The following is a 24,800-nucleotide window of genomic DNA, read 5'->3' as shown; positions in this document are numbered from 1 at the left end:
CGGCATGCGTCTGTCGACCTACGTTCTGCCCGCCTCGTCCTTCGGCCTTGCCGCCGTGTTTTCCGTCGTCGCAGCCGGTTTCGCCGTCACCCAGGTCGAGGACGCGTCGCGTACCGCCATCACCGAGAAGTTTCAGGCCGCCGGTCTGACATGGGCCTCGGCCGATGCCACCGGCTTGCAGGTCTTCGTGATCGGCACCGCCCCCAACGAGGCCGACCGCTTCCGGGCGCTCAGCAATGCCGGGCAGGTCGTGGATGCGGCGCGGGTGATCGACCAGATGGATGTCGAGGACACGCAGGACCTGGCGCCGCCGCGGTTCTCGGTCGAGATCCTGCGCAACGATTCCGGGGTGTCGCTGATCGGGCTGGTGCCCAAGGGGACAAAGCACGAAGCGATGGTGGACCGGCTGGAAAAGATGGTCGGCGCCGAGCAGGTGGCCGACCTGATGGAGACCGCCGACCACGAGGTGCCCAAGGGCTGGGACGGGGCGATGCGTTTTGCGTTGAACGCGCTGACCCGGCTGCCGCGCTCGAAGATCTCGGTCGATGCGACCCGGGTCGAGGTCACCGCGATGACCGAGAGCGCCGAGGAGAAGCTGGCCGCCGAGACCGCGCTGCGCATGGGGCGGCCCGACGGGGTCGAGGTGGTGCTGGATATCTCGGCGCCGCGGCCGGTGATCACGCCCTTCACGCTGCGCTATGTGCTGGACGGAAAGAAGGGCCGCTTCGACGCCTGTTCGGCCGATAGCGAGACCTCCCGCGACCGCATCGTAGAGGCGGCGAAGGTCAACGGGCTGGCCGGCGAGGCCGACTGCACCATCGGTCTCGGGGTGCCGAGCACCCGTTGGGTCGAAGCGGCGGAACTGTCGATGGCCGCGCTGCATGACCTCGGCGGCGGCACGGTCACCCTGTCAGACGCCGACATTTCGCTGATCGCGCTGGAGGGCACCGCGCAGGAGGCATTCGACCAGACCGTGGGAGAGCTGGAAAACGCGCTGCCGCCGGTCTTTGCGCTGACTGCCGTCCTGCCGGAAACGCCCGAGACCAGCGATGACGGCCCGCCCGACTTTACGGTGACGCTCAGCCCCGAGGGGCAGGTGCAGTTGCGCGGCCGGGTTTCATCCGAGATCGCCCGGCAGACCGCCGAGAGCTATGCCAAGGCGGCCTTCACCGGCTCCGCGGTCAACATGACGGCGCGGGTCGACGAAAACCTGCCCGCCGGTTGGCCGGTGCGGGCGCTGGCGGCGATCGAGGTGCTGTCCTATCTCAACAGCGGCGCGGCGACCGCCACCCCGGACGATCTGACGGTGCGCGGCAAGACCGGAGACCAGGGCGCCAAGGCGGCGATCGCGGGCCTGCTGGCCGAGAAGCTGGGCGAGGGCGCGACCTATAGCATCGACGTGACCTACGTCGAGGCGCTCGATCCGCTGGCGGCGTTGCCGACGCCGCAGGAATGCCTGATCCGCATCCAGACCGTGCTGGGCGACCGCAAGCTGAACTTCGAACCGGGATCGGATACGCTGGACAGTGCCGGACAGGCGATCATGGACGACATTGCCGAGGTGCTGCAGGGCTGCGGGCCGATCAACCTCGAAATCGCGGGCCATACCGACAGCCAGGGGCGCGAGACCATGAACCTGACGCTCAGCCAGGCGCGGGCCGAGGCGATCCTGACCGAGTTGCGCAATCGGCGGGTGCTGACTTCGACCTTCCGGGCCAAGGGCTATGGCGAGGCGCGGCCGATCGAGAGCAACAAGACCGAAGCGGGCCGCGAAGCCAACCGGCGCATCGAATTCAGCCTGATCGTGGCGGAGGCGGAAGAAGACAGCCAAACAACCCTTGAAGCCGCTGAGGTTTCCGTGGAAGAAGGCGAAACTTCATCCACGGAGGACGACGCGCATGAACAGGACTGAGTTTGTCATCGCCACCGCGATCATCCTCTTCGTGGCCTTTTGCCTCGGTTGGTTCGCCAACTGGCTGCTGAACCGCTTTACCGCGGTGTCGAAGTCCGACGTCGGCGAGCTGGAGCGCATGAGCCAGGAGCTGCACGAGGCCGAAGAGACCCGTGATCAGGCGATCACCTACCTGCAGCAGCGCGAGGCCGAGCTGACCAACCAGCTGGCGCAGACCGAGGCCGAGCTGAACGCCGCCATGGAAGGCCTGCGCGACGCGCGGCACGAGGCCGAGGAACTGCGCGCCTACGTCGAGCGGATGCAGCACAACGCCGGATGAGCGAAAGCGGCACCAGCCGCGGGCGAGCGCCGTTCTTCACATGACATAACCGAAAAAAAGGTGGCTCTGCGCTGACGCGACGAGCCACCCACCCTGCGGCGTACCGGTCCGGGGTGGGATGGGTCATTCCGAGGCCGCAGGCATCGGCATGACCCATCCGGGTGTCACCCGTCCTTGCGGATGGTTTCGTTCTTCGGATCGTAGGGCGAATCCTCGGCCACCTCGGCATCCCACAGCTGGCCCTGCATCCGCACCTTGAGCTTCGTCCCCGGCACCGCCAGCTCGGGCCGCACGTAGCCCATGCCGATGGATTTCCCGAAGGCCACCGAATAGCCGCCCGAGGTCAGACGCCCGACCTTCTCGTCACCGAGATAAAGCGCCTCGCGGCCCCATGGGTCGGCATCCTCGGGCCCGTCGACCAGCAGCGTGCAGCATTGCGACCGGACGCCCAGCGCCTGCATGGCCGCCTTGCCGCGGAAGTCCTTGTCCAGATCGACGAAGCGCGGCAGGTCGGCCTCCATCGGCGTGGCGTCGCGGCCCAGCTCGGTGCCGAAGGCGCGATAGCTTTTCTCCTGCCGGAGCCAATTCTGCGCCCGCGCGCCGACCAGCTTGAGCCCATGGGCTTCGCCTGCCTTTTCGAGCAGGTCAAACAGGTAGTTCTGCATCTCGATCGGGTGATGCAGTTCCCAGCCCAGTTCGCCGGTATAGGCGACGCGGATCGCCATCACCGGGCACATGCCCAGTTCGATCTGCCGCATCGACAGCCACGGGAAACGCTTGTTGGACAGCACGGTGTCCGGATCGGCATCCTTGACCACGTCGCCCAGGAGCGCCCGCGCCTTCGGACCTGCCACCGCGAAGACGCCCCACTGCGTGGTCACGTCCTGCACGATCACCAGCTTGCCGGTCTGTTCCATGAAGTCCTCGGCGGACTTCTTCAGGTAATCGCCGTCATAATCGGTCAGCGCGCCGGCGGAGACGAGGTAATAGTCGTTCTCGCCGCGCCGCACGATGGTGTATTCGGTGCGCGTGGTGCCGGCCTCGGTCAGCGCGTAGGTCAGGTTGATGCGGCCCACCTTGGGCAGCTTGTTGGTGGTGAACCAGTCGAGGAACTCGGTCGCGCCCGCCCCCGTCACCGCATGCTTGGTGAAAGCCGTGGCATCGATCATGCCGACGCCCTCGCGCACCGCCTTGGCCTCCTCGACCGCGTATTTCCACCAGCCGCCGCGGCGGAACGACCGCGCGTCGTGATCGAAGCTTTCGGGCGCGTCCAGCGGGCCAAAGTAGTTGGGACGCTCGAAGCCGTTGACGCAACCGAACTGCGCGCCGCGCGCCTTCATCCGGTCATAGCAGGGCGCGGTGCGCAGCGGGCGGCAGGCTTCGCGCTCTTCGTCGGGGTGGTGCAGGATGTAGACGTGCTCGTAGCACTCCTCGTTCTTGCGCGCGGCGTATTCGGTCGTCATCCAGCGGCCGTAGCGCTTGGGGTCGAGCGCGGCCATGTCGATCTCGGCCTCGCCCTCGACCATCATCTGCGCCAGATAGTGCCCGGTGCCGCCGGCGGCGGTGATCCCGAAGGAGAAGCCCTCGGCCAGCCACATGTTGCGCAGGCCCGGCGCGGGGCCGACCAGCGGGTTACCGTCGGGGGTGTAGCAGATCGGGCCGTTGTAATCGTCCTTGAGGCCCACCGTCTCCGACGACGGGATGCGGTGGATCATCGACATGTATTCCTCTTCGATCCGGTCGAGATCGAGCGGGAACAGGTCGGCGCGGAACGATTCCGGCACGTCATAGAGGAAGCGGGCCGGCGCATTCCGTTCGTAGGGGCCGAGGATCCAGCCCTTGCGTTCCTCGCGGACGTACCACTTGGCATCGGCGTCGCGCAGCACCGGGTGCTCTTCGTTGCCGGCGGCGCGCCATTCGGCCAGCGCCGGATCGGGCTCGGTCACGATGTACTGGTGTTCGACCGGGATCGCCGGGATCTTGATGCCCAGAAGCCGCGCGGTGCGCTGCGCATGGTTGCCGGTGGCGGTGACCACATGCTCGGCCGTGATGACCTGTTGTTCGTCGGAGGGCACGAGGTTGCCGCCCTTTTCGACCATCTTGGTGACGGTGACCTTCCATTCGGAGCCGGACCATTCGTAGCCGTCCACCTGCCAGCGGCGTTCGATGGTGACGCCGCGCTGGCGGGCGCCCTTGGCCATGGCCTGTGTCACGTCGGCCGGGTTGATGTAGCCATCCGTGGGGTGATAGATCGCGCCCTTCAGATCCTCGGTGCGCACCAGCGGCCACCGCTCCTTGATCTGGTCGGGGCTCATCCATTCGTAGGGGATGCCCACGGTTTCGGCGGTCGAGGCATAGAGCGCGTATTCGTCCATCCGTTCTTGCGTCTGCGCCATGCGCAGGTTGCCGACCACGTAGAAGCCGGCGTTCAGGCCGGTTTCCTCTTCCAGCGTCTTGTAGAAGTCGACGGAATAATCGTGGATATGGCTTGTCGCGTAGCCCATGTTGAACAACGGCAGCAGCCCGGCGGCGTGCCAGGTCGAGCCGGAGGTCAGCTCGTCACGTTCCAGCAACATGACATCCGACCAGCCCGCCCGGGCCAGGTGATAGCCAATCGAGGTGCCGACGGCACCACCACCGACGACCAGCGCTTTGACATGGGTTTTCATCTCGGGCTCACTCCTGAAGGATCTTGCCCCGTGCATATCGACGCAAAGACCTTCGCGCAAAACCAGCCCGACCAGTGAAGGCGGGAAAGCGACATTCGCCGACATCGGCGTCGCAAGTTTGCGGCATGCTTCTGTCGTGGGGCGCGGATGAGAATCCCTGCGGCGTATCGTGGACGCGCCGGCGGGGGGCGGGCCCGGACGGAGGGGCCCATGATGGCGGATTTCACCGTGGTGATAGGTAAGGATCAGGGGCGCTGTCGGGCAGGTTGCGGGGGGATATGCCGCGAGAGAACGGCGGAATTGATGGCGTTTCGAGGGGGCGGTTCGTGATCATGACTCGGTGGTGGAAGGGCGGCGCATGCCCGCGTGGGGCCTTTATCCACAGGAGCGCCGGAGGATTATCCACAGGTGTCTGGCAGCCACCGCCATCGAACCACGATTGCACTTATTCAAAATATTGGCCTCTATGCGGCACTCACCTTCATCTTAAATTGTCATTAATCAATATTTCAACCAATTTCGGCATGTTTTCGATTGGCGGAATTCCGGTCTGTTTGGCCGGGGTCTGGCAGAATCGCGCTGATCGGTGGCAGCTGGCCCTTCCCACGCTGCGAGCGCCTGCGTATAAGCGGTTTGGCCGTGCTCTGGTGCAGAGTCGCGGCCACAGGTCATGTGACCCTCATCCGCACCCGGCACCAAGCAAAGGCACACCCCGACATGTTCTCACTGTCCGATCTGACCGGCCTGTTCTCCGCTGACATGGCCATCGACCTCGGCACGGCCAACACGCTGGTCTACGTCAAGGGCAAGGGCGTGATCCTGTCCGAGCCGTCGGTGGTGGCCTATCACGTCAAGGACGGCGTCAAGAAGGTGCTGGCGGTGGGCGAGGATGCCAAGCTGATGCTGGGCCGGACCCCGGGCAGCATCGAGGCAATCCGCCCGATGCGCGAAGGCGTGATCGCGGACTTCGACACCGCCGAGGAGATGATCAAGCACTTCATCCGCAAGGTGACGAAACGCTCGACCTTCTCGAAGCCCAAGATCATCGTCTGCGTGCCGCACGGCGCGACCCCAGTCGAGAAGCGCGCGATCCGCCAGTCGGTGCTGAGCGCCGGTGCGCGCCGCGCCGGGCTGATCGCGGAGCCGATCGCGGCGGCCATCGGGGCCGGAATGCCGATCACCGATCCGACCGGCAACATGGTGGTCGACATCGGCGGCGGAACCACCGAGGTGGCGGTGCTGTCGCTGGGCGACATCGTTTATGCGCGCTCGGTCCGCGTCGGCGGCGACCGGATGGACGAGGCCATCGTCAACTACCTGCGCCGCCAGCAGAACATTCTTGTCGGCGAATCCACCGCCGAGCGCATCAAGACCTCGATCGGGACCGCGCGGATGCCCGACGACGGGCGCGGCGCGACGATGCAGGTGCGCGGCCGCGACCTGCTTAACGGCGTGCCGAAAGAGACCGAAGTGACCCAGGCGCAGGTGGCCGAGGCGCTGGCCGAGCCGGTGCAGGCGATCTGCGAGGCGGTTATGACCGCGCTCGAGACCACGCCGCCGGACCTTGCCGCGGACATCGTCGACCGCGGTGTGATGCTGACCGGCGGCGGCGCGCTGCTGGGCGATCTTGATCTGGCGCTGCGCGAGCAGACCGGGCTGGCGGTGTCGATCTCGGACGAATGCCTGAGCTGCGTGGCGCTGGGCACCGGGAAGGCTCTGGAATACGAAAAGCAGCTGCGTCACGCCATCGACTACGACAGCTGAGCCGGCATGGGCGACGCGCCTCATCCTGCGGCGCAAACGTGATCGGCGGGCCGCTGGATCGGGCGCGACGCTTCGTGATATGACAAGCTGAACTGTGAACAGGGGCGCATTTGGCACGCGATCGGGCACAGCAGGACGATTTCAGCACCCCGCTCCGGCGGCTGATGATCTTCGTGCTTCTGCTGTGCCTGTTTGCGCTGTTTCTGGTCTGGCGGATCGACAGCCCGCGGGTGGAACGCTTCCGGGCGCAGGTGATCGACCGGGTGATGCCGGGGTTCTCGTGGGCGATGGCGCCAGTGACCGCGTCGATCAACCTGATCCGCGACTTCCAGTCCTACGAATCGCTTTACGCCCAGAACCAGGAGCTGCGGCGCGAATTGCAGCAGATGAAAAGCTGGAAAGAAGCGGCGCTGCAGCTGGAGCAGGAAAACGCCCGGCTGCTCGATCTGAACAACGTGCGGCTTGATCCGCGGCTGACCTATATCACCGGGGTGGTGCTGGCTGACAGCGGCTCGCCGTTCCGGCAATCGCTGCTGCTGAACGTGGGCAATCGCGACGGCATCCAGGACGGCTGGGCGGCGATGGACGGGCTGGGGCTGGTCGGGCGCATATCCGGCGTGGGCGAGCGCACCAGCCGCGTGATCATGGTGACCGACACCTCGTCGAAGGTGCCGGCGCTGATCCAGCCCTCGGGGCAGAAGGCGCTGGTGGTGGGCGACAACTCGATGGTGCCGCCGATCGACTTTCTGGAAGACCCCGACCGGGTGCGGCCCGGCGACCGGGTGATCACCTCGGGCGATGCCGGGGTGCTGCCGCCGGGGCTGGTGATCGGGCAGGTGGCCAAGGATCCGGGCGGGCGGCTGCGCGTCAGGCTGTCGGCGGATATCGAGCGGCTGGAGTTCCTGCGGGTGCTGCGCGATCACGGCACGCCCGAGGTCTCGACCGCGGGCACGCTGGTGACACCGATCGGGTCCGCGGAAGAGCCGGATGCACCCGAGCAGGAGGTGGCCGAAGATGCACGGTAATGCGGCGCCTCGGCTCTGGGTCATGCGCGTGACCTTCATCGGCCTTGCCTTTCTGGCGGTCTTCTTCCCGCTGCTGCCGCTTCAGACCGGCCCGGCCCGCTGGCCCGCGCCCGACCTGTTGCTGGCGCTTTGCCTCGCGTGGTCGCTGCGACGGCCCGAGTATGTCCCGGCGACCTTCGTCGCGGCGGCGATCCTGCTCACCGACTTCTTCTTCCAGCGGCCTCCGGGCTTGATGGCCGCGCTGGTTGTCATCGCCTGCGAGAACATGCGCAAGCGCGGCCCGGGCCTGCGGGATGCGGGGTTCGTGACAGAGTGGATCCTGATCGCGCTGACGGTGCTGGCGGTGACGCTGGGCTACCGGCTGGTGCTGATGGTCTTTCTGCTGCCCGCGCCGTCGCTGGGCATGTCGCTGGTGCAGGCGCTGATGACGGTGGGTGTCTATCCGGTCGTGGTGTTGCTGTCGCAGAGCGTCCTTGGGGTGCAGGCCCGCACCAATGCCGAAATCGCCGCCGGGAGATCGCTGTGAAACGTCCGCCTCGTGATACCGCCGAAAGCCATCGCCGGGTCAGCCGGCGCGGGCTGATCGTGGGCGGTTTGCAGGCCGGGTTCATCGGGCTGCTGGGCTTTCGCATGCGTCACATGCAGGTCGATCAGGCCGACCAGTTCCGCTTTCTCGCCGAAGAGAACCGCATCAACATCCGCCTGATCCCGCCGGCCCGTGGCGAGATCTTTGACCGCAACGGGGTGGCGGTAGCCGCCAACACCCCCGCCTACCGGATCACCATGGTGCGCGAGGATGCGGGCGACGTTGACGCGGTGCTGGCCGAGTTGGGCAAACTTGTCGAGCTGGACCCCGAAGAGCTGGAGCGGGCGCGGACCGAGATGAAGCGCTCGGCACCGTTCCTGCCGGTGACGGTCGCTGACCGGGTCAGCTGGGAGGATATCAGCCGGGTGGCGGTCAACGCCCCTGCCCTGCCCGGCGTCACGCCCGAGGTCGGTCTGTCGCGGTCCTATCCGCTGGGTCACGATCTGGCGCATGTGGTGGGCTACGTCGGGCCGGTGTCCGAGCGCGACCTTGCGCGCTATGAGGACCCGCCGCCGATGTTGCGCATTCCCCGCTTCCAGATCGGCAAGGTGGGTGTCGAGACCAAGCTGGAAGAGGTGCTGCGCGGCGAGGCCGGGGCCAAACGCGTCGAGGTCAACGCCGCCGGGCGGATCATGCGCGAGCTGGACCGGCGCGAGGGCACCAAGGGCAAGACGGTGCAGTTGACCATCGACAGCGCCCTGCAGAACTACACTCAGGCGCGGCTGGGCACCGAGAGCGCTTCGGTCGTGGTGCTGGACGTCGCAAACGGCGATGTGCTGACGGCCGTGTCCTCGCCGGCTTATGATCCCAACAAGTTCGTGCGCGGAATTTCGGTCAAGGATTACGGTCTGCTGCGCGACAACGACCGGCGGCCGCTGGCCTCGAAGGCGGTGCAGGATGCCTATCCGCCCGGGTCGACCTTCAAGATGGTGACCGCGCTGGCGGGGCTTGAATCGGGGCTGATGGGGCCGGATGACACGGTGTGGTGTCCGGGGCATCTGACCGTCTCGGGGCGGCGGTTCCACTGCTGGAAGCGGGCCGGGCATGGGCACGTGAACCTTGAGGAATCGCTGCGCGAAAGCTGTGACGTCTATTACTATGACCTCGCGGTGAAGGTGGGGATCGAGAACATCGCGGCGATGGCCCGCAAGTTGGGGCTGGGCGTCGTGCATGACGTGCCGATGTCGGCGATCACCGCCGGGCTGATCCCCGACAAGCAATGGAAGCGGACAAACCGGGGCGCCGAGTGGCTGGTGGGCGACAGTGTGAACTCGGCCATCGGGCAGGGCTTCGTGCTGGCCTCGACACTGCAACTGGCGGTGATGACGGCACGGCTGGCCACCGGGCGCGCCATCGAGCCGCGGCTGATAAAGCGCATCGAGGGGGTCGAACAGCCGATCAAGGGCGGCGAGCCTATCGGGCTGAACGAAAACCACCTGCGCCGCATCCGCAGCGCGATGAACGCGGTGTCCAATAGCAACCGAGGCACGGCCTTCCGCTCGCGCATCGTGGCCGAGGGGATGGAGATGGCCGGCAAGACCGGGACCTCCCAAGTGCGCAACATTACTGCGGCCGAACGTGCGCGCGGCGTTGTCAACAACCGCGATCTGCCGTGGAACCGGCGGGACCATGCGCTTTTCGTCAACTTCGCGCCAGTCGACAAGCCGCGGATTGCGGTGGCAACGGTGGTGGAGCACGGCGGCGGCGGTTCGACCGCGGCGGCCCCGATCGCCCGCGACGTGACCTTGCAGGCGCTCTACAATGGCGATCCGCCGCTGGAAGCCTATCCATCGTCGGACCGGGAGCGGATCAAGGAATTGCAGGAGCGGCTTGCCCGCGAACGGCTGCTGCACGGCAGGCCGGGCAAGGAAGAGGCCTGAGGCAGCGCGATGTCCTATCTTGAGTACAACGTCAAACACGTGCCGTCGGGCATCCGCAAGGTGCTCTACCTGAACTGGCCGCTGGCGCTGCTGCTGGCGTCGGTTGCGGCCATCGGCTTCCTGATGCTCTATTCGGTGGCGGGCGGGTCGTTCACGCCCTGGGCCGAGCCGCAGATGAAGCGCTTTGCCATGGGATTCACGCTGATGCTGATCGTCGCCATGGTGCCGATCTGGTTCTGGCGCAACATGGCGGTGGTGGGCTATTGCCTGTCGGTGGCGCTGCTGCTGGCGGTGGAGTTCGTCGGCTCCACCGGGATGGGCGCGCAACGCTGGATCGATCTGGGGTTCATGCGGCTGCAACCGTCGGAACTGATGAAGATCACGCTGGTGATGGTGCTGGCGGCCTATTACGACTGGCTGCCTACGAAAAAGACCTCGCGGCCGTTCTGGGTTCTGGTGCCGGTGCTGCTGATCCTGTTTCCGACCTTCCTGACATTGCGCCAGCCGGACCTCGGCACCGCGATCCTGCTGATGACCGGCGGCGGGCTGGTGATCTTCATCGCGGGGGTCCACTGGGCCTATTTCGCGGTGGTGCTGGCGGCGGCAGGCGGGCTGGTCACGGCGGTGTTCAAAAGCCGCGGCACCGACTGGCAACTGCTGAAGGACTATCAGTTCCGGCGCATCGACACCTTTCTGGATCCGTCGACTGACCCGCTGGGCGCGGGCTATCACATCACCCAGTCGAAGATCGCGCTGGGATCGGGCGGCTGGACCGGGCGCGGATTCATGCAGGGCACCCAGTCGCGGCTGAACTTCCTGCCGGAGAAGCACACCGATTTCATCTTCACCACGCTGGCCGAGGAATTCGGTTTCGTGGGGGCGTTTTCACTGCTGGGGCTCTATGCGCTGATCATCGCCTTCTGCATCGCCTCGGCGCTGCAGAACCGCGACCGGTTTTCGGCGCTGCTGACGCTGGGGATTGCGGTGACCTTCTTCCTGTTCTTCGCGGTCAACATGTCGATGGTGATGGGGCTTGCGCCGGTGGTGGGCGTGCCGCTGCCGCTGGTGAGCTATGGCGGCTCGGCCATGCTGATCCTGATGATCGGCTTCGGGCTGGTGCAATCGGCGCATGTCCATCGTCCGAGAGGACCGGTATGATCCGCATTCTGTTTGCCGCCGGCGGTTCGTGTGCGTGGGAGCGTTGGGCCCCGCCGCTGCGGGCGGCGCTGGACGGGCTCGGGCTGAACTATGACCTCGCGCGGGACATGCCGCCTGAGGATGTGGACTACATCGTCTATGCGCCGGATTCCCCGGTGCAGGATTTCCGGCCTTACGTGAACGCCAAGGCGGTGCTGAACCTCTGGGCCGGGGTCGAGAGCATCGTCGGCAATGAAACGCTGACCCAGCCCCTGACGCGGATGGTCGGCGGCGGGTTGACCGAGGGCATGGTGGAATGGGTGACGGGGCACGTGTTGCGCCATCACCTCGGGATGGACGCGCATATCGTCAACCCCGATCACCGGTGGCACTGGGCGCCGGCACCCTTGGCAATGGATCGGCCGGTGACGCTGCTTGGGCTTGGCGCGTTGGGGGCCGCTGTGGCCGAGGCGCTGACCGGGCTGGGGTTTCCGGTAACCGGCTGGAGCCGGAGCGCCAAGGACCTGCCCGGGGTACTCTGCCTGAGCGGCGACGAGGGGCTGCGCGCGGCGCTGTCGGGTGCGCAGGTGGTGGTGCTGCTGTTGCCGGGGACGCCGGCGACACGGAACGTGCTGAACGCGGAGACGCTGGGGCTGCCGGCGCGGGGCGCCTTTGTCATCAACCCGGGGCGCGGGCCGCTGATCGATGATGACGCGCTGATTGCGGCGCTGGACAGCGGACAGGTGACGCATGCGACGCTGGATGTGTTCCGGGTGGAGCCGCTGCCGCGGGATCATCCGTTCTGGGCGCATCCCGGGGTGACGGTCACGCCGCACGTGGCCTCGGAAACGCGGCCCGGTCCGGGGGCGGAGGTGATCGCCGAGAACATCCGCCGGGGCGAGGCGGGTGAGCCGCTGCTGCACCTTGTGGACCGTCGGGCGGGGTATTGAGGTTCATGGGGAAGCCGGCCTGAAGCGGACCTCTCAGCCTGTTCAAATTCGGGCGTAATGTCGCCTTAACCGAGCACCCGGCGCGCATGCGCCATGCCCGACCTCGGGAGGCCTGTCAGTTTCGTTGGGCATCTGTTCCACGAGACCCGCAATCGCCCCGTGCGTGACCTCTGTTGGAATATGCCCTCCCGGGGGGGAGGTCGGGCATGGCGCATGCGCGCCTTTTGGGCCAGTGTTGGCGACCCACAGGCTCCGCGACAGCCGACCCCCTAGCTCGACACCTGTTCGCGCAGGATCGAGGCGGTCAGCGAGATCAGCAGGTAGATGCCGCCGAAGATCAGGAACGCCAGGATCGTGTTCTCAAACTTGCGCGGATAGCTGGGGTCCTCGGAGGGCACCGGCTCGACCGCGGTCTGCAGGTAGCGGACCTGCGAATTGGCTTCGCGACGGGTCGAGCTGAGCGATGTCAGCGCCTCTTGCAGCATCAGATCGCGGGTGGCGAGGTCGGCCTGCGCCATCTGGATCTCGGCGGTGAGTTGGGCCAGCGAATTCTCGCCCTCGGCGGCCTGCGTCATGTCGGCGCGCAGCCGTTCGAGCAGGTCGTTCAACCGCCGGATGTCGCCCTGAGCGCCCTCGACCTTGGCGGCATTCGGGCGGGCGTTGTCGAGCAGCGCCTGCAATTGCAGCTCGCGCTCCTGTATCTGCACTTCGACGCTGCCGATCTGCTGGCGGAGCGAGGCGATGCGGCCCTCGGGATCGAGCACCTTGGAGACCTGCTGCAATTCCACCAGCCGCAGCTGCGCATCGCGGCGCGCGGCCTCGGCCTCTTCCAGCGCCTCGGTGGCGCCTTTCAACTGGTCGCCGCGCTTGCGCTGCGACAGGCTGTCGACGCGGTCCTCAGCATAGGTCAGCAGGGCCTTGGAGTATTGCGCGCTGACCTCGGGGTCAGCGGCGACGATCTCCATTCGGATGACGCCTTCGGTGGGGTCGTAGCCGATTTCGATGTTCTTCTTGTAAAGCCTGTAGGCTTCTTCGTTCGACGGATCGTTGCCAAGCCGCTGGATCGGGTCGATGAAATCCTGCGTGAAGTGGCTGCGGAAGCCGACATCCTGATCGAGCCGCAGCATCGCGTCCTTGGACTGCAGGTAGCTCTGCACCGCGATGGCGTCCTGATTGGTGGCGAACTGGGTGCCCGAAAGCAAACCGCCCATGCCGCCGCCGCCGCCGTCGTTGGCGATGATCAGGAATTCGGACTTGGTGGCATACATCGGGGTGGCCACCGCGTAGAAATAATAGCCGCAGATCAGCGTCGGCAGGCCCACGAAGAACGCGAGCCGGGTGAGCAGCAGGGCCGACTTGCGGCGGCGGCGCTTGGCGATGTCCTTCTGGATGTCGCCGATTTCGCGGATGCGGCGCTCCATCGGGCTGGCCTGTTCGGTGGACGGCAGGGTCCTGTCCTTCGACGGCACCGTCTGCGGAAGCTGCACCTTCGGACCTTCGGCGGCATCGTCCTTTTCCGGCACCACCAATTCAAGCATGTTGGCGCGCTGGAACGGGTCTATGCCGCGCTGGCGCAATTGCCGGACGGCGTCGAAATCGCTGGTCACCGCCAGCCCGTGTTTCTGCGCCACCCGGCGGGCCATGCGCAGTTGCCGGCCGGTCAGACCCTCCTTGCGGATCGCATCCATGTCGACCTCGCCAGCGACCTGCGCGGCGCTTGAGACTTCGCCGTCGCGCGGTGCTTCGGAGGCCTTGGTGGCTGTCTCGGGGCGGGTGCCGGTGATGCGGGCGATGGTGGCGGAATTGCGAATGTCGCGCTGTTCGCGCGGGGTGGCGGTGTCCTCGGACGCGGTCGGCTTCGGGACTTCTTGCACAGGGGTTGGAACGGGCGGTTTGCCCGTGCTTTCGACGGGGTCCGCCCCTTCGGGGCCGACAGAGCCGCGGCCGGTCCCCCGGTCGCGGCGCACGCGGAATTTCTTAGCCTTGGGTTTCGTAGTCATAGAGCTGTTTCGCTTCTTCCAAGGTTTCAAACATGTGCAACTGGCCATTCAGCAACACGCCCGCCTTGCGGGCGAATTTTTCAAGTATGTTGGGCTGGTGCGACACGATGATGATCGTCGTGGTGCGCAGCCGCTCCGCCAGGATCGACGCGGCCTTCTTGTTGAACTCGGCATCCGTCGAATTCGGCATGCCCTCGTCGATCAGGTAGATGTCGAAGTCCAGCGCCAGCATCAGCGAGAAGGTAAACCGCGCCCGCATGCCCGACGAATAGGTGCCGAGCGGTTGATCGAAGTACTCGCCCAGTCCACAGAGCCAGCGACAGTAGGCTTCCACATAATCCGGGTCGATACCATAGAGCCGCGCGATGTAACGGGCGTTTTCATGCGCCGAATGCTTGCTGACCACCCCGCCCATGAAGCCCAGCGGAAACGAGATGCGGCAGCCACGGCGGATTTCGCCCTCGTCCGGCTTTTCCAGCCCCGCCATCATCTTGATCAGCGTGGTCTTGCCGGTGCCGTTGGGTGCGAGGATGCCCAGAGATTCCCCAAGGTCGACGCGAAACGATGCGCGGTCAAGGATCACCTTGCGCTGCGTGCCAGTCCAAAAGGACTTGCTCACCGTGTCGAACTCTAGCATGTCGCGGTCTGCCTCGGGATCTGCTGACCTCATCTTAGCGGAGGTTTGGTTAACGCGGTATTAGACAGTGAATCTGGTCATATTATGGCCTCGGTGCCTCGGGCTGTGCAATCGGGTGGCGCCGGCAGGGCGCGGCAGAGGCAGAGATCTGGCCGCACCAGCGCCTTATCCGGTATCATGGCGGCGATGACACAGATGATTCCGCAATTGCATCTTGGGCTGACAGGCGCGTTTTCCGCCCGGTCCGGAGACGGTCCGCTGGAGGGGCTGTCACGCCGCGGGCAGGCGCTTGTGGCCTATCTCACGCAGCAGCCCGGCATGCGGGCCGAACGCGCCCGGCTGGCCGACCTGCTGTGGAGCGACCGACCCGAAGAGCAGGCCCGCGCCTCGCTGCGGCAGGAATTGTCGGTACTGCGCCGGTCCTTGCCCGAGGGCGTGCTGGACGCCAACCGCCAGCATGTCTGGCTGGATCCCGAACGGGTGCGGCTGGAGACCGCTGCCGGCGTTTTCATGGACGGCTTCGACCTGGGCTCGGAGGGGTTCGAAGACTGGCTGCGGGACATGCGGGGCGGCGCGACCGAGCAAGCGAAGTTTCTGGCGCGGCCGGCGGTCTTGCTGTTTGCCTTCGAAGCGCTGTCGCAGGGCGATCAGGACGCGATGATCGCGCTTGGGCTGGCCGACGACCTGCGCACCACGCTGAGTTACTGGCGCTGGTTCCCGGTCATCGGCCCCGAGGCGATCGGCTGGAAGACCGCGCGCGAGACCGACCTGCGCGACGCCGCCAGGCAGGTGGACGCCGCCTATGCGGTGACCGGCACGCTGCGGTGCGCCGGCAACCGGGTGAAGATCGCCGTCAGCCTTACCGAAGTCGAGACCGGGCGGTCGCGCTGGTCGCAGACCTTCGACGGCAGCCTCGACGACATCTTCGCCTTTCAGGAAGAGGTCAGCTACGCCATCGTCGCCCAGCTTGAACCGCAGATCGCCCATGCCGAGGCCAGCCGGATCGCGCGCGTGCGTCCCGCTTCGGTCGGGCCTTGGCAGCTTCTGGCACAGGCGGGCGAGCTGGAGCGCATCCGCGGCGAGGGATACGGCACGCCCGAAAGCAATCAGGCGCAGGAGCGGCTGATGCAGGAGGCGCTGAAGATCGACCCCGGCTTCGCGCCCGCGCTGGCCAGCATCGCGCGGGTGCATTTCAGGTTCGCCCTGCTGAGCTGGGCCAAGGACAGGGACGCGGCCTATGAGCGCGCTCTCGATTACGCCTCCCGCGCGCTGGCCGCCGACCAGTCGAGCTGGGAGGCGCATGCCTATTTCGGGCTGGCCCACATTTTCGGGCGGCACGAGTACAGCTCGGGCGAGTTCCATACGCGCGAAGCGGTGCGGCTCAATCCCTCGGCGGCGGTGGCGCGGCACGGTCTGGGCTGCGTGCTGGAGTGGCTGGGCGAACCCGAGGAGGCGCTGGAGCATCTCGATCTTATCTTCCGGCTCAATCCCGGACACCCCGGACGCGCGGCGGTGCTGGGACAGGTCGCCACCTGCGAGATGTTTCTTGACCGGCGCGACAGGGCGCTGGAGGCCGCGCGCAAGCTGCTGGCGCTGGCGGGGGACTATCCCCGCGGGTTGCAGCGCTGCGTCTTCGTGTTCGGCTATTTCGACGCGCCAGAGCTTGCCGCGCAGGCTTTGACCCGGCTGCGGCAGTTGCAGCCCGATTTCAGCGAAGCCTACGTGCGCGAGACCTATCCCTATGCCCGCGAGAGAGACCTCGACGCGGTGCTGCACGGCTTCCGCAACGCCGGTGCCTTCACCCCGTAGGCCGGTGCGTATGGCGCAGCGCGCGCGGCTGCTGTCAGATCGTCTGTTTCGTGACCTTGAAGACCTTGCCCGCCGCGATCGACACCAGCGCCGCGGCGAAGCTGAACAGCGCGCCCATCTTGGCCGCGTCCTGCACCGGCCCGGCGTCGAAGGCCACCGAGGCCACGAAGAGCGACACGGTAAAGCCGATGGCGGCGACGAAGCCGATCACCACCAGATCGACGATCCGCATGCCCTCCGGAATGCCCAGTTTCAGAGGCTTCGCGGCGATCCAACCGAACAGCAGGATGCCCACCGGCTTGCCCACCAGAAGCCCCGCCAGCACCAGCCAGGTGGCCGCGCCCATCGACGAAAACTCGACCCCCGCGTTGAGCAGGCCGAACAGGAACAGGATGATCTCGACCGGGTGCTTCAGCGCATGTTCGATCATGTTCAGAAGGTCGGTCAGGTATCTCTCGGACTCTTCGAAAATGCCGAAGTCACGGTCGGCATGGGGGATCGTCGGCACGATCGGCAACAGGCCCAGCGCCGGGTGCAGGCCGGACATCATGAAGCCGTACCAGCTGGCGCAGGCGGCCAGCAGGTAGGGCCAGAACGACAGCGTCCGCCGCACCCAGGTCGATGTGGGCCGATCCTGCCTGTGCCGGTCCAGCCGGCGCGGCAGCCAGTTGGCCAGCACGAAAACCGCCACGGCCGCGCCCAGCGACAGCAGCAGCCACGCCGGCGCAAGCTCACCCGAGGGATAGAACACCGCGAGGATGATCAGCCCCGCCGCGTCGTCCGCAATCGCCAGCAGCAGCAGGAAGCGCACGGCGGGGTGGCCCGCGCCGAATACCAGCCGCCCGACGAGGTAGGAAAACGCGATGTCGGTGGCGGTGGGGATGGCCCAGCCGTTGGCGACTGCCGAATAGGTCTCGGACCCCATGACGGCGGCGAGGCCGAGATAGACCGCGATCGGCCCGAACATGCCCCCGGCGGTGGCGAAGAGCGGAGTGGCAGCCTTCTTGCCACGCAGGGAGCCGTGCCTGAGGATCACCGCCTCCCAGACCTCCTTGGCTGCGATGGCGAAGAAGAACGCCATCAAGAGATCGTTGACGAGGTAGTGCAGCGTCAGGGTGCGGTGGCCCTCGCCGTAGACATAATCGGTGCCGTCGGCCTGCCGATGGATTTCGGCGCCCCGGGCTACCATCTCGGCGAAGGCCGGATCGGCAGCGGTGATATGGGCGGCGTGGTAATGGCCGATGGGGGCGTGATCCCAGATCACGAACTCGACGAAGCCATGGTACATGTCGGCCCAGTAATGCGGCGCTCCGGCCACCGGTGCCACGGCATCGAGATTGGCCCAGACCAGCGCGATCAACGCGCCGAAGATGAGAAGGAGCGAATAATTGGTCAGAAAATTCCAGACGCGATACATGTGTCCCCCTCATCCCGCAGTATCACCGGTTCCCTAGCGTAACCGCGATCCCCGGACAACGCGAGGCAGGCGGCTTACATCGCCGTTTCGGCCGAATCGCCTTCTCGGAACTTTTGATAATCAGGCTGTCGCGCATTTTTCCGCTCCGACGGCCAAGGCTTGCGCCCGGCCGGCGCGATGCGCACATAGCCCCGCATGGACATTCTCGACGACATCGCCCGCTGCCGGCTCTGCGCCGACCGTTTCGCCGCGACGGCAACCGCGCACGCTCCGCGCCCGGTGTTTCAATACGCGTCGGGCGCGCGCATCCTGATCGTCGGTCAGGCCCCCGGCGCGCGGGTGCACGCCAGCGGCCGGCCCTTCACCGATCCCTCGGGCGACCGGCTGCGCGACTGGATGGGGGTCGGGCACGAGGTTTTCTATGACGCGTCGCAGGTGGCGATCCTGCCGATGGCCTTCTGCTTTCCCGGCTACACCGCGGCGGGGTCCGACCTGCCGCCGCCGGTGGTCTGCGCCCGGACCTGGCGCGCGGAGCTGATGGAGACCCTGCCGGACTTTCCGCTGACGCTATTGGTCGGCGGCTATGCCCAGAAGTGGCACCTGCAGACCCGTGCCCCGGTCACCGACTGCGTGCAGGGCTGGCGCGACCATGCCCCGCGGGTGTTCCCCTTGCCTCATCCGTCGTGGCGCAATACCGGGTGGCTGAAGAAACACCTGTGGTTCGCCGCCGAGCTTCTGCCGGTCTTGCGCGCCCGCGTTCAGGAGGTGCTGTCATGACCGAGGAAACCGCGCTTGATACCGCGCACGAGGCGATGCAGGCCGCGCCCGAGGACGCCGCGCGGCGGCTGCGCTTTTACGACCGACTGGCGGACAGCGAGCTGTTCCTGCTGTTGACCGGCGAGCCGCAGGGTGACGCCGTCGAGCCCGAAACCTTCGAGGTGGAGGGCGCGCGCTACGTGCTGGTGTTCGACCGCGAAGAGCGGCTGGCGGACTTCACCGGGCGGCCCACGCCCTATGTCGGGCTGTCGGGTCGGGCGGTGGCGGCAATGCTGGCGGGTCAGGGCATCGGGCTGGCGGTCAACCCCGAGGTCGCGCCCTCGTCGATCCTGATCCCGTCAGAGGCGGTGGACTGGCTGGCGCAGATGCTGGCGCAGGGCCCGTCGCAGGCCGAGGCGCGGCCATCGGAGGTGCGTCCGCCCGCCGGTCTGCCGGATGCCCTGCTGGGTGCGCTCGACGGCAAGCTGGCCAGCGCGCGGGGGCTGGCGCGGATGGCCTATCTGGCCGGCGTCACCTATGCCGATGCCAGCCGGGGGCACCTGCTGGGCTTCATCGACGCGGCCCCCGGGGCCGAGGCCGCGCTGGCCGGAGCGATCAACGAGGCGCTGACGTTCTCGGGCATCGAGGCCGGGGCGCTGGACGTGACCTTCCTGACCGCCGCGGACCCGCTGGCGGCGGCGCTGGCGCGTCATGGCCTGCGCTTCGACCTGCCGCAGCCCGAAGAGGCCCCTGCCCGCCCGGCCCCGGGCAGCGATCCCGGCAAGCCGCCGATCCTGCGCTGAGGTGGCAAAATCCGTCAACGGATTTTCACCGATCCATCAAAGGTTCGGCCACCTTCGGCCGCATCGTCGCACCCGGGTGCCGCAGGGTGACATCCCCCAGCCGCCCGCCTATAAGGCGCGGGAAATTCCACACTCCCCGAGGATGACAGACATGACCATTCAGGTTTTCGGCCACAAATCCCCCGATACCGACTCCACCGGCGCGCCCATCGCCTGGGCCTGGTATCTTTCCGAGATCAAGGGCACCCCGGCCGAGGCGAAGCTTCTGGGTGAGCCCAACACCGAGGCCGCCTTCGTGCTGAAGCGCTGGAACCTCGACAAGCCCGAGATCATCTCGGACGTGGCCGCCGACGCGCCGGTGGTCATCGTCGATACCAACAACCCCGCCGAGCTGCCGGCCTCGATCAACGACGCCGACATCCTCGCGATCATCGACCACCACAAGCTGACTGGCGGCATCGAGACCAAATCGCCGATCGACGTTCGGATCGAGCCGCTCGCCTGCACCGCGACGCTGATGTACAAGATGATGGGCGACGACATCGCGCAGGCCCCCGAGGCCGTGAAGGGCGCCATGCTGTCCTGCATCATCTCCGACACGCTCGAATTCCGCTCGCCCACCACCACGCAGGAAGACAAGGCAGTCGCGCACGCGCTGGCCGATGACCTGGGTGTCGATATCGGCACGCTGGCGGAAGAGATGTTTGCCGCCAAGTCCGACGTCTCGGCCTTTTCGGATGCCGAACTGCTGCGGATGGACAGCAAGGAATACGGCGTCGACGGCACCAAGTTCCGGGTCTCGGTTCTTGAGACCACCTCGCCCAAGACCGTGCTGGACCGCAAGGACAGCCTGATGACCTCCATGGGCGAGGTCGCGAAAGAGGACGGCGTCGATCAGGTGCTGCTGTTCGTGGTGGACATCCTGAAAGAGGAATCCACGCTGCTCGTGCCCAACGATCTGGTGAAGACGGTTGCCGCCAAGAGCTTCGACGCCGAAGCCACCGGCGACACCGTGGTGCTGCCGGGCGTGGTCAGCCGCAAGAAGCAGATCATCCCCAATCTGAAAGTCTGAGGTTTACCGCCTCGCCGACATGCCCCCGTGCGAGAGATCGCGCGGGGGTTTTGCACCACGGAAGCGCGCGCCTACGTGAGCAAGTCGCGCCTGCCTCTGGTCAAGCGACCTGCGCGATCCTATGAACGGGCATGGCGCGACCCCATGTGATCTTTCATCTCGGTCAGGACAAGACCGGCTCCACCGCGATCCAGCGTGCGCTGGCGCGGTGTGACGGCGTTCTGCAGGACGCGGGCGTGCTGTTTCCGGCTCCGGGCAAGCATGCCAACCATCAGATCATGATGCCGGCGCTCAGCGGGCGTCTGCCCGACGACCCGGTGCAGATGCAGACCCTGGCGCGCAGTCTCGACGCGGCCTGGCGGGCGGCCGAGGCGCAGTGGCAAGCCACGCGCCAGCGGCTGGCACAGGGCGACATCCGGCGGCTGCTCATCAGCAGTGAGATCGAGTTTCGCCCATGGCAGGTGGCGGAGGTCACGCATCTCGGGCGCGTGCTGGCAGAGGTCAGCGACAGTGTCGAGGTGGTGGCCTACCTGCGGCCGCCTTCGTCCTACATGATGTCGGTGATCCAGCAGGACCTGAAGAAGCGACCCGCCTTCAAGCCGATCTCGGCCAGCCGCTACCGTGACGCGCTGGAGCCGCTCCTGGTGCATGGTCCCGGGCCGGTGCGCGCGATCGCCTTCGACCGCAAGACCCTGGCAGGCGGCGATGTGGTCACCGATTTCTGCACCCGCTTCGTTCCCGAAGTCTCCGCCGAAACCATCGCCGCGCAGGCCGAACACGACAACGAATCGATCAGTGCCGAGGCGATCGCGATTCTGCAGGATTATTTCCGTGACAAGGTCTCGCCGCCTCACCCCTGGTACGCCCGACGCCCGCAACGCTTCAAGCGATTGGTGATGGCTGCCGACGCTGTCGTGCCGGGTTTTGCTAGGCCGCGTCTCAGACCCGGCCTTGCGGAGGTGGCGCTGGCACGGGCGCATGATCTGGACTGGCTGGCCGAGACCTTCGGGATCGACTTTCATGGCGACACCGGCGGCCTGACCCGGGCCGAGGCCGAGGCGGCCTATCAAGCGCTGTCGGATATCGAGGATGTCACAGTGGTGGACGACGCCCGCCGTGACGCCCTCCTGGGCGAGATGCAGCGGATCGCGCGACGTGAGCAGACACCGGTGGCGCGACTGATGCGGGCCTTCCGGCGGCGCTGAGCGGACGTTACCGGCAGACAGCACTACGCCGTCGCGCGGCGGCGTCGAAGTGGAAATGATCGCGGTGGAAGCCGTCCGAACCCGGCCCCAGCACCGTGCCGAAGGGGCCGCAGGCGCTGTCGCGGATGCGGCGCAGGGCGCGGCCTTTCTCGCCCTTGCCCCAGTCGCGCAGCACGTTGAGCGTGTCGCCGGTCTGCAAGCGGATCTGCGATATGTCGATGGCTTTGCCCTTGCCGTGTTCGCTGATCTTTGCCCCCGGCTGGTTGTTGCGCGTGCGGCAGGAGTAATGCGCCGCGACCCGCAGCCCCGCAACTCCGCCACCCATCCGGCCCACGGCCTTGCGCAAACCGTTCTGCACCCAGCCGTTCAGCACCCGCGCCGCACCGCAGTTCATCAGCGAGGGCTGGCTCAGCTTGACCCCGGACACCGACCGGACCTTGATTGCGTCCTTGATGCCGCAGCCCGGCAGACGTCCGGGCACGGTGCCGACGTAATCGCCGATGATGCCGGGGCTGTTGCACAACCCGCCGCCCTTCTGCCGTTCGCGCTGGCCCATCGCCTTTTTCAGCAGGCCGGCTGGCCGCTTCAGGGGCCGGGCCGAACGCACCGGCGAGATGGTCGAGAGCGACAGCACCTCGGCCGCGGGAAGCGTTTCGCCGGCGGCGAGCATCTCGCCGGTGTAGAGCACTTCGCCTGACGCAAGCACGGTGCCGGAGCGCGGTGCATTGGCGGTGGGCGGGGCATCGACCACGGGTCGCGCGCGGGGTCTCGGGCTGGTGTCCATGGGGTCTGCCAGCACCGGCAGGGCCATCGCGCAGACCATCATGCTCACCCAGATCCGTATCATCCGTGCCTCTTGTCGCGGCCGAAATCCGGCGCATCGGTGTCCTGTCCGGCCTCGATGATCCCGCGCCGGATGGCGCGGGTCCGGGTGAAGTAGTCGAACAGTTCCTCACCGTCACCCGTACGGATAGCGCGTTGCAGCGCGAAAAGTTCCTCGGTGAAGCGGCCCAGCATTTCCAGCGTGGCGTCCTTGTTGGTGAGGAAGACATCGCGCCACATGGTCGGGTCCGAGGCGGCGATGCGGGTGAAGTCGCGGAAGCCGGCGGCCGAGAACTTGATGACTTCCTGATCGGACACGCGGCTGAGGTCGTCGGCGACGCCCACCATGGTATAGGCGATCAGGTGCGGGATGTGGCTGACCACGGCGCAGACGAGGTCGTGATGCTCGACCTCCATGCGTTCGCAATTGGCGCCCAGCGCCTGCCAGTAGGCCTCGACCTTGTCGATGGCGGCGGGGTCGGCGCCTTCGGGCGGGACAACCAGCGTCCAGCGGTTGTCAAAGAGCGTGTCAAAGCCCGCCTCCGGTCCGGAATGCTCCGTTCCCGCCATCGGGTGGGTGGGCACGAAATGGACGCCATCGGGGATGTGGGGGCCGACGGCCTCGACCACCGAGCGTTTGACGGAACCGACGTCGATCACCGTGGCGCCCGGTTTCAGGTGCGGGGCAATGGCTGCTGCGACCGGCCCCATGGCGCCCACGGGAACGGCGAGAACGATCAGATCGGCGCCCGCGACCGCCGCTTCCGCGCTGTCGCAAACCGTGTCGCACAGGCCGATCCTGCGGGCGGTGTCGCGGGTGGCGTCCGAACGCGCATAGCCCGAAACCTCGCCCGCAACGCCACCGCGTTTCATCGCCCAGAACATCGACGAGGCGATCAGCCCCAGCCCAATCAGCGCAACCTTGCCGTAAACCTGCCCGTTTGCCTGGCTCATGCGCCTGCCTCCCGCCAGCGGGTCAGCGCGGCGATCACGCGGCCGGTCTGATCCTCGTCGCCCACGGTAATGCGCAGCCCCTCGGGGAAGCCGTAGCCTTTGACCGCGCGCACGAGGATGCCGTCGGCTTGCAGGGCGGCGTCGGCCTGCCCGGCCTCGGCCTCGCTGGCAAAGCGGGCCAGCACGAAGTTGGTCTGGCTGTCGTCGCAGGCGATGCCCAATTGGCGGAGCGCGCCAGTCAGACGGGCCCTTTGGTCGCGGTTCAGCGCGGCGCAGTCGCGGCGCCAAGCGGGATCGCGGACGGCGGCCTCGGCGGCCTGCATCTGCAGCTCCGACAGGTTGAACGGCTGGCGCAGGCGGGTCAGCACGTCGATCATCTCGCGGCAGGCGTAGCCCCAGCCGATGCGCAGCCCTCCCAGACCGTAAATCTTGGAAAAGGTGCGCGTCATCAACACGTTGGGCCGTTCGCCGGCAAGCCGGGCGCCACCGTCGTAGCCTTCGGCATATTCGGCATAGGCTGCGTCGATCACCAGGATCACCCGCTCGGGCAGGCTATCGGCGAGGCGGTGCAATTCGGTATCCGACAGCATCGTGCCGGTGGGGTTGCCGGGATTGGTGAGCAGCACGATGCGGGTGCGGTCGGTCACCGCGCCGAGGATGGCGTCGATGTCAACCACGCGGTCCGCCTCGGGCACCACCACTGGGGTGGCGCCGGCCATGTGGGTCAGGACCGGGTACATGGAGAAGCCGTGCGCGGTGTGGATGATCTCATCCCCCGGGCCGGCGTAGGCCTGTGTCACGAATTGCAGCACCTCGTCCGAGCCGACACCGCAAATGATGCGGTCGGGGTCGAGGCCGTGGACCTCTGCGATGGCAGCGCGCAGGGCGGCGTGGTCGGTGGAGGGATAGAGATGCGCTTGCCCGGCCGCGTCCCGGATGGCCCGTTGCGCCGCAGGCGGCACGCCCAGCGGATTTTCGTTCGACGACAGCTTCAGCACCTCGGAGCGTCCGGCAATCTTCGACTTGCCGCCCTGGTAGAGGGCGATCTGCATGATGCCGGGCTGTGGCGTGTGTAGCGTCATG

At 66.8% G+C, this 24,800-nt stretch carries 20 protein-coding genes; 13 read left to right on the top strand and 7 right to left on the bottom strand.

The window, feature by feature from the left end; genetic code table 11:
* Positions 1 to 4 precede the first annotated feature (4 nt).
* Together AC04PT_RS09075 and AC04PT_RS09070 are read left to right on the top strand one after the other, a co-directional pair.
* Positions 5 to 1,912, top strand: coding sequence for an OmpA family protein (locus tag AC04PT_RS09075; protein WP_482873330.1), 1,908 nt, complete (start codon positions 5 to 7; stop codon positions 1,910 to 1,912).
* Positions 1,899 to 2,231: a hypothetical protein gene (locus tag AC04PT_RS09070; RefSeq protein ID WP_482873329.1), complete on the top strand. Its 333-nt coding sequence runs from the start codon at positions 1,899 to 1,901 to the stop codon at positions 2,229 to 2,231. Before AC04PT_RS09075 ends, AC04PT_RS09070 begins: the two co-directional genes overlap by 14 nt.
* Positions 2,232 to 2,395: 164 nt before the next feature.
* Here AC04PT_RS09070 and AC04PT_RS09065 read toward each other — a convergent pair whose 3' ends face one another.
* The gene (locus tag AC04PT_RS09065; RefSeq protein WP_482873328.1) at positions 2,396 to 4,900 is read right to left on the bottom strand and encodes a GcvT family protein; all 2,505 of its coding nucleotides are present in this window, start codon (positions 4,898 to 4,900) and stop codon (positions 2,396 to 2,398) included.
* Positions 4,901 to 5,617: 717 nt separating this feature from the next.
* Between AC04PT_RS09065 and AC04PT_RS09060 the strand changes: the two genes are divergently transcribed.
* From AC04PT_RS09060 to AC04PT_RS09035, 6 genes are all read left to right on the top strand, one after another.
* Positions 5,618 to 6,664 (top strand): rod shape-determining protein, encoded by a 1,047-nt coding sequence (locus tag AC04PT_RS09060; protein ID WP_482873327.1) that lies wholly within the window; start codon positions 5,618 to 5,620, stop codon positions 6,662 to 6,664.
* Positions 6,665 to 6,774: 110 nt separating this feature from the next.
* Positions 6,775 to 7,689, top strand: a complete 915-nt coding sequence (gene mreC / locus AC04PT_RS09055) for a rod shape-determining protein MreC (RefSeq protein ID WP_482873326.1) — start codon at positions 6,775 to 6,777, stop codon at positions 7,687 to 7,689.
* Entirely contained in the window at positions 7,679 to 8,215 is a 537-nt protein-coding gene (locus AC04PT_RS09050; RefSeq protein ID WP_482873325.1) for a rod shape-determining protein MreD, read from the top strand. Before mreC ends, AC04PT_RS09050 begins: the two co-directional genes overlap by 11 nt.
* Complete coding sequence (gene mrdA / locus AC04PT_RS09045; protein WP_482873324.1) at positions 8,212 to 10,155, top strand: penicillin-binding protein 2; 1,944 nt, start codon at positions 8,212 to 8,214, stop codon at positions 10,153 to 10,155. Before AC04PT_RS09050 ends, mrdA begins: the two co-directional genes overlap by 4 nt.
* A gap of 9 nt (positions 10,156 to 10,164) precedes the next feature.
* Positions 10,165 to 11,313 carry a rod shape-determining protein RodA gene (gene rodA / locus AC04PT_RS09040; protein WP_482873323.1) on the top strand — a complete coding sequence of 383 codons (1,149 nt, stop codon included), beginning with the start codon at positions 10,165 to 10,167 and terminating at the stop codon, positions 11,311 to 11,313.
* Positions 11,310 to 12,242 carry a 2-hydroxyacid dehydrogenase gene (locus tag AC04PT_RS09035; RefSeq protein ID WP_482873322.1) on the top strand — a complete coding sequence of 311 codons (933 nt, stop codon included), beginning with the start codon at positions 11,310 to 11,312 and terminating at the stop codon, positions 12,240 to 12,242. Before rodA ends, AC04PT_RS09035 begins: the two co-directional genes overlap by 4 nt.
* Positions 12,243 to 12,511: 269 nt before the next feature.
* Here AC04PT_RS09035 and AC04PT_RS09030 read toward each other — a convergent pair whose 3' ends face one another.
* Positions 12,512 to 14,242 carry a KpsE/RkpR family capsule polysaccharide export protein gene (locus tag AC04PT_RS09030; protein ID WP_482873321.1) on the bottom strand — a complete coding sequence of 577 codons (1,731 nt, stop codon included), beginning with the start codon at positions 14,240 to 14,242 and terminating at the stop codon, positions 12,512 to 12,514.
* Positions 14,220 to 14,879: an ABC transporter ATP-binding protein gene (locus tag AC04PT_RS09025; protein WP_482873548.1), complete on the bottom strand. Its 660-nt coding sequence runs from the start codon at positions 14,877 to 14,879 to the stop codon at positions 14,220 to 14,222. The genes AC04PT_RS09030 and AC04PT_RS09025 overlap by 23 nt, the downstream gene beginning before the upstream one ends.
* A 186-nt stretch (positions 14,880 to 15,065) precedes the next feature.
* Here AC04PT_RS09025 and AC04PT_RS09020 point away from each other — a divergent pair, with 186 nt between their 5' ends.
* Complete coding sequence (locus AC04PT_RS09020) at positions 15,066 to 16,688, top strand: hypothetical protein (protein ID WP_482873320.1); 1,623 nt, start codon at positions 15,066 to 15,068, stop codon at positions 16,686 to 16,688.
* 34 nt (positions 16,689 to 16,722) lie between these two features.
* Here AC04PT_RS09020 and AC04PT_RS09015 read toward each other — a convergent pair whose 3' ends face one another.
* Positions 16,723 to 18,105 (bottom strand): Na+/H+ antiporter NhaA, encoded by a 1,383-nt coding sequence (locus tag AC04PT_RS09015; protein WP_482873319.1) that lies wholly within the window; start codon positions 18,103 to 18,105, stop codon positions 16,723 to 16,725.
* 195 nt (positions 18,106 to 18,300) lie between these two features.
* Between AC04PT_RS09015 and AC04PT_RS09010 the strand changes: the two genes are divergently transcribed.
* The 4 genes from AC04PT_RS09010 (at position 18,301) to AC04PT_RS08995 (ending at position 21,941) form a co-directional block, all read left to right on the top strand.
* Positions 18,301 to 18,882: a uracil-DNA glycosylase family protein gene (locus AC04PT_RS09010; RefSeq protein WP_482873318.1), complete on the top strand. Its 582-nt coding sequence runs from the start codon at positions 18,301 to 18,303 to the stop codon at positions 18,880 to 18,882.
* Complete coding sequence (locus AC04PT_RS09005) at positions 18,879 to 19,664, top strand: SseB family protein (RefSeq protein WP_482873317.1); 786 nt, start codon at positions 18,879 to 18,881, stop codon at positions 19,662 to 19,664. The genes AC04PT_RS09010 and AC04PT_RS09005 overlap by 4 nt, the downstream gene beginning before the upstream one ends.
* Before the next feature lie 151 nt (positions 19,665 to 19,815).
* Positions 19,816 to 20,736, top strand: coding sequence for a manganese-dependent inorganic pyrophosphatase (locus AC04PT_RS09000; protein ID WP_482873316.1), 921 nt, complete (start codon positions 19,816 to 19,818; stop codon positions 20,734 to 20,736).
* Between the two features lie 131 nt (positions 20,737 to 20,867).
* Positions 20,868 to 21,941, top strand: coding sequence for a hypothetical protein (locus tag AC04PT_RS08995; protein ID WP_482873315.1), 1,074 nt, complete (start codon positions 20,868 to 20,870; stop codon positions 21,939 to 21,941).
* Positions 21,942 to 21,948: 7 nt separating this feature from the next.
* Here AC04PT_RS08995 and AC04PT_RS08990 read toward each other — a convergent pair whose 3' ends face one another.
* Genes AC04PT_RS08990 through hisC form a run of 3 tightly spaced genes read right to left on the bottom strand, consistent with a single transcriptional unit; the run spans position 21,949 to position 24,799 of the window.
* Positions 21,949 to 22,788, bottom strand: coding sequence for an extensin-like domain-containing protein (locus AC04PT_RS08990; protein ID WP_482873314.1), 840 nt, complete (start codon positions 22,786 to 22,788; stop codon positions 21,949 to 21,951).
* Positions 22,785 to 23,717, bottom strand: coding sequence for a prephenate/arogenate dehydrogenase family protein (locus AC04PT_RS08985; protein ID WP_482873313.1), 933 nt, complete (start codon positions 23,715 to 23,717; stop codon positions 22,785 to 22,787). Before AC04PT_RS08985 ends, AC04PT_RS08990 begins: the two co-directional genes overlap by 4 nt.
* Positions 23,714 to 24,799 (bottom strand): histidinol-phosphate transaminase, encoded by a 1,086-nt coding sequence (gene hisC, locus AC04PT_RS08980; protein ID WP_482873312.1) that lies wholly within the window; start codon positions 24,797 to 24,799, stop codon positions 23,714 to 23,716. The genes AC04PT_RS08985 and hisC overlap by 4 nt, the downstream gene beginning before the upstream one ends.
* Position 24,800 lies beyond the last annotated feature (1 nt).

This window comes from Litorisediminivivens sp. KMU-197 (genome assembly GCF_056858395.1).
Note: the sequence above shows the minus strand (reverse complement) of the source record. Positions and strands in the feature narration are given on the sequence as shown.

Coding starts and splice junctions, on each gene's coding strand:
- AC04PT_RS09075 (WP_482873330.1), top strand. CDS start 5: ATGCGTCTGTCGACCTACGTTCTGCCCGCCTCGTCCTTCGGCCTTGCC.
- AC04PT_RS09070 (WP_482873329.1), top strand. CDS start 1,899: ATGAACAGGACTGAGTTTGTCATCGCCACCGCGATCATCCTCTTCGTG.
- AC04PT_RS09065 (WP_482873328.1), bottom strand. CDS start 4,900: ATGAAAACCCATGTCAAAGCGCTGGTCGTCGGTGGTGGTGCCGTCGGC.
- AC04PT_RS09060 (WP_482873327.1), top strand. CDS start 5,618: ATGTTCTCACTGTCCGATCTGACCGGCCTGTTCTCCGCTGACATGGCC.
- AC04PT_RS09050 (WP_482873325.1), top strand. CDS start 7,679: ATGCACGGTAATGCGGCGCCTCGGCTCTGGGTCATGCGCGTGACCTTC.
- rodA (WP_482873323.1), top strand. CDS start 10,165: ATGTCCTATCTTGAGTACAACGTCAAACACGTGCCGTCGGGCATCCGC.
- AC04PT_RS09035 (WP_482873322.1), top strand. CDS start 11,310: ATGATCCGCATTCTGTTTGCCGCCGGCGGTTCGTGTGCGTGGGAGCGT.
- AC04PT_RS09030 (WP_482873321.1), bottom strand. CDS start 14,242: ATGACTACGAAACCCAAGGCTAAGAAATTCCGCGTGCGCCGCGACCGG.
- AC04PT_RS09025 (WP_482873548.1), bottom strand. CDS start 14,879: ATGCTAGAGTTCGACACGGTGAGCAAGTCCTTTTGGACTGGCACGCAG.
- AC04PT_RS09020 (WP_482873320.1), top strand. CDS start 15,066: ATGACACAGATGATTCCGCAATTGCATCTTGGGCTGACAGGCGCGTTT.
- AC04PT_RS09015 (WP_482873319.1), bottom strand. CDS start 18,105: ATGTATCGCGTCTGGAATTTTCTGACCAATTATTCGCTCCTTCTCATC.
- AC04PT_RS09010 (WP_482873318.1), top strand. CDS start 18,301: ATGGACATTCTCGACGACATCGCCCGCTGCCGGCTCTGCGCCGACCGT.
- AC04PT_RS09005 (WP_482873317.1), top strand. CDS start 18,879: ATGACCGAGGAAACCGCGCTTGATACCGCGCACGAGGCGATGCAGGCC.
- AC04PT_RS09000 (WP_482873316.1), top strand. CDS start 19,816: ATGACCATTCAGGTTTTCGGCCACAAATCCCCCGATACCGACTCCACC.
- AC04PT_RS08995 (WP_482873315.1), top strand. CDS start 20,868: ATGGCGCGACCCCATGTGATCTTTCATCTCGGTCAGGACAAGACCGGC.
- AC04PT_RS08990 (WP_482873314.1), bottom strand. CDS start 22,788: ATGATACGGATCTGGGTGAGCATGATGGTCTGCGCGATGGCCCTGCCG.
- AC04PT_RS08985 (WP_482873313.1), bottom strand. CDS start 23,717: ATGAGCCAGGCAAACGGGCAGGTTTACGGCAAGGTTGCGCTGATTGGG.
- hisC (WP_482873312.1), bottom strand. CDS start 24,799: ATGACGCTACACACGCCACAGCCCGGCATCATGCAGATCGCCCTCTAC.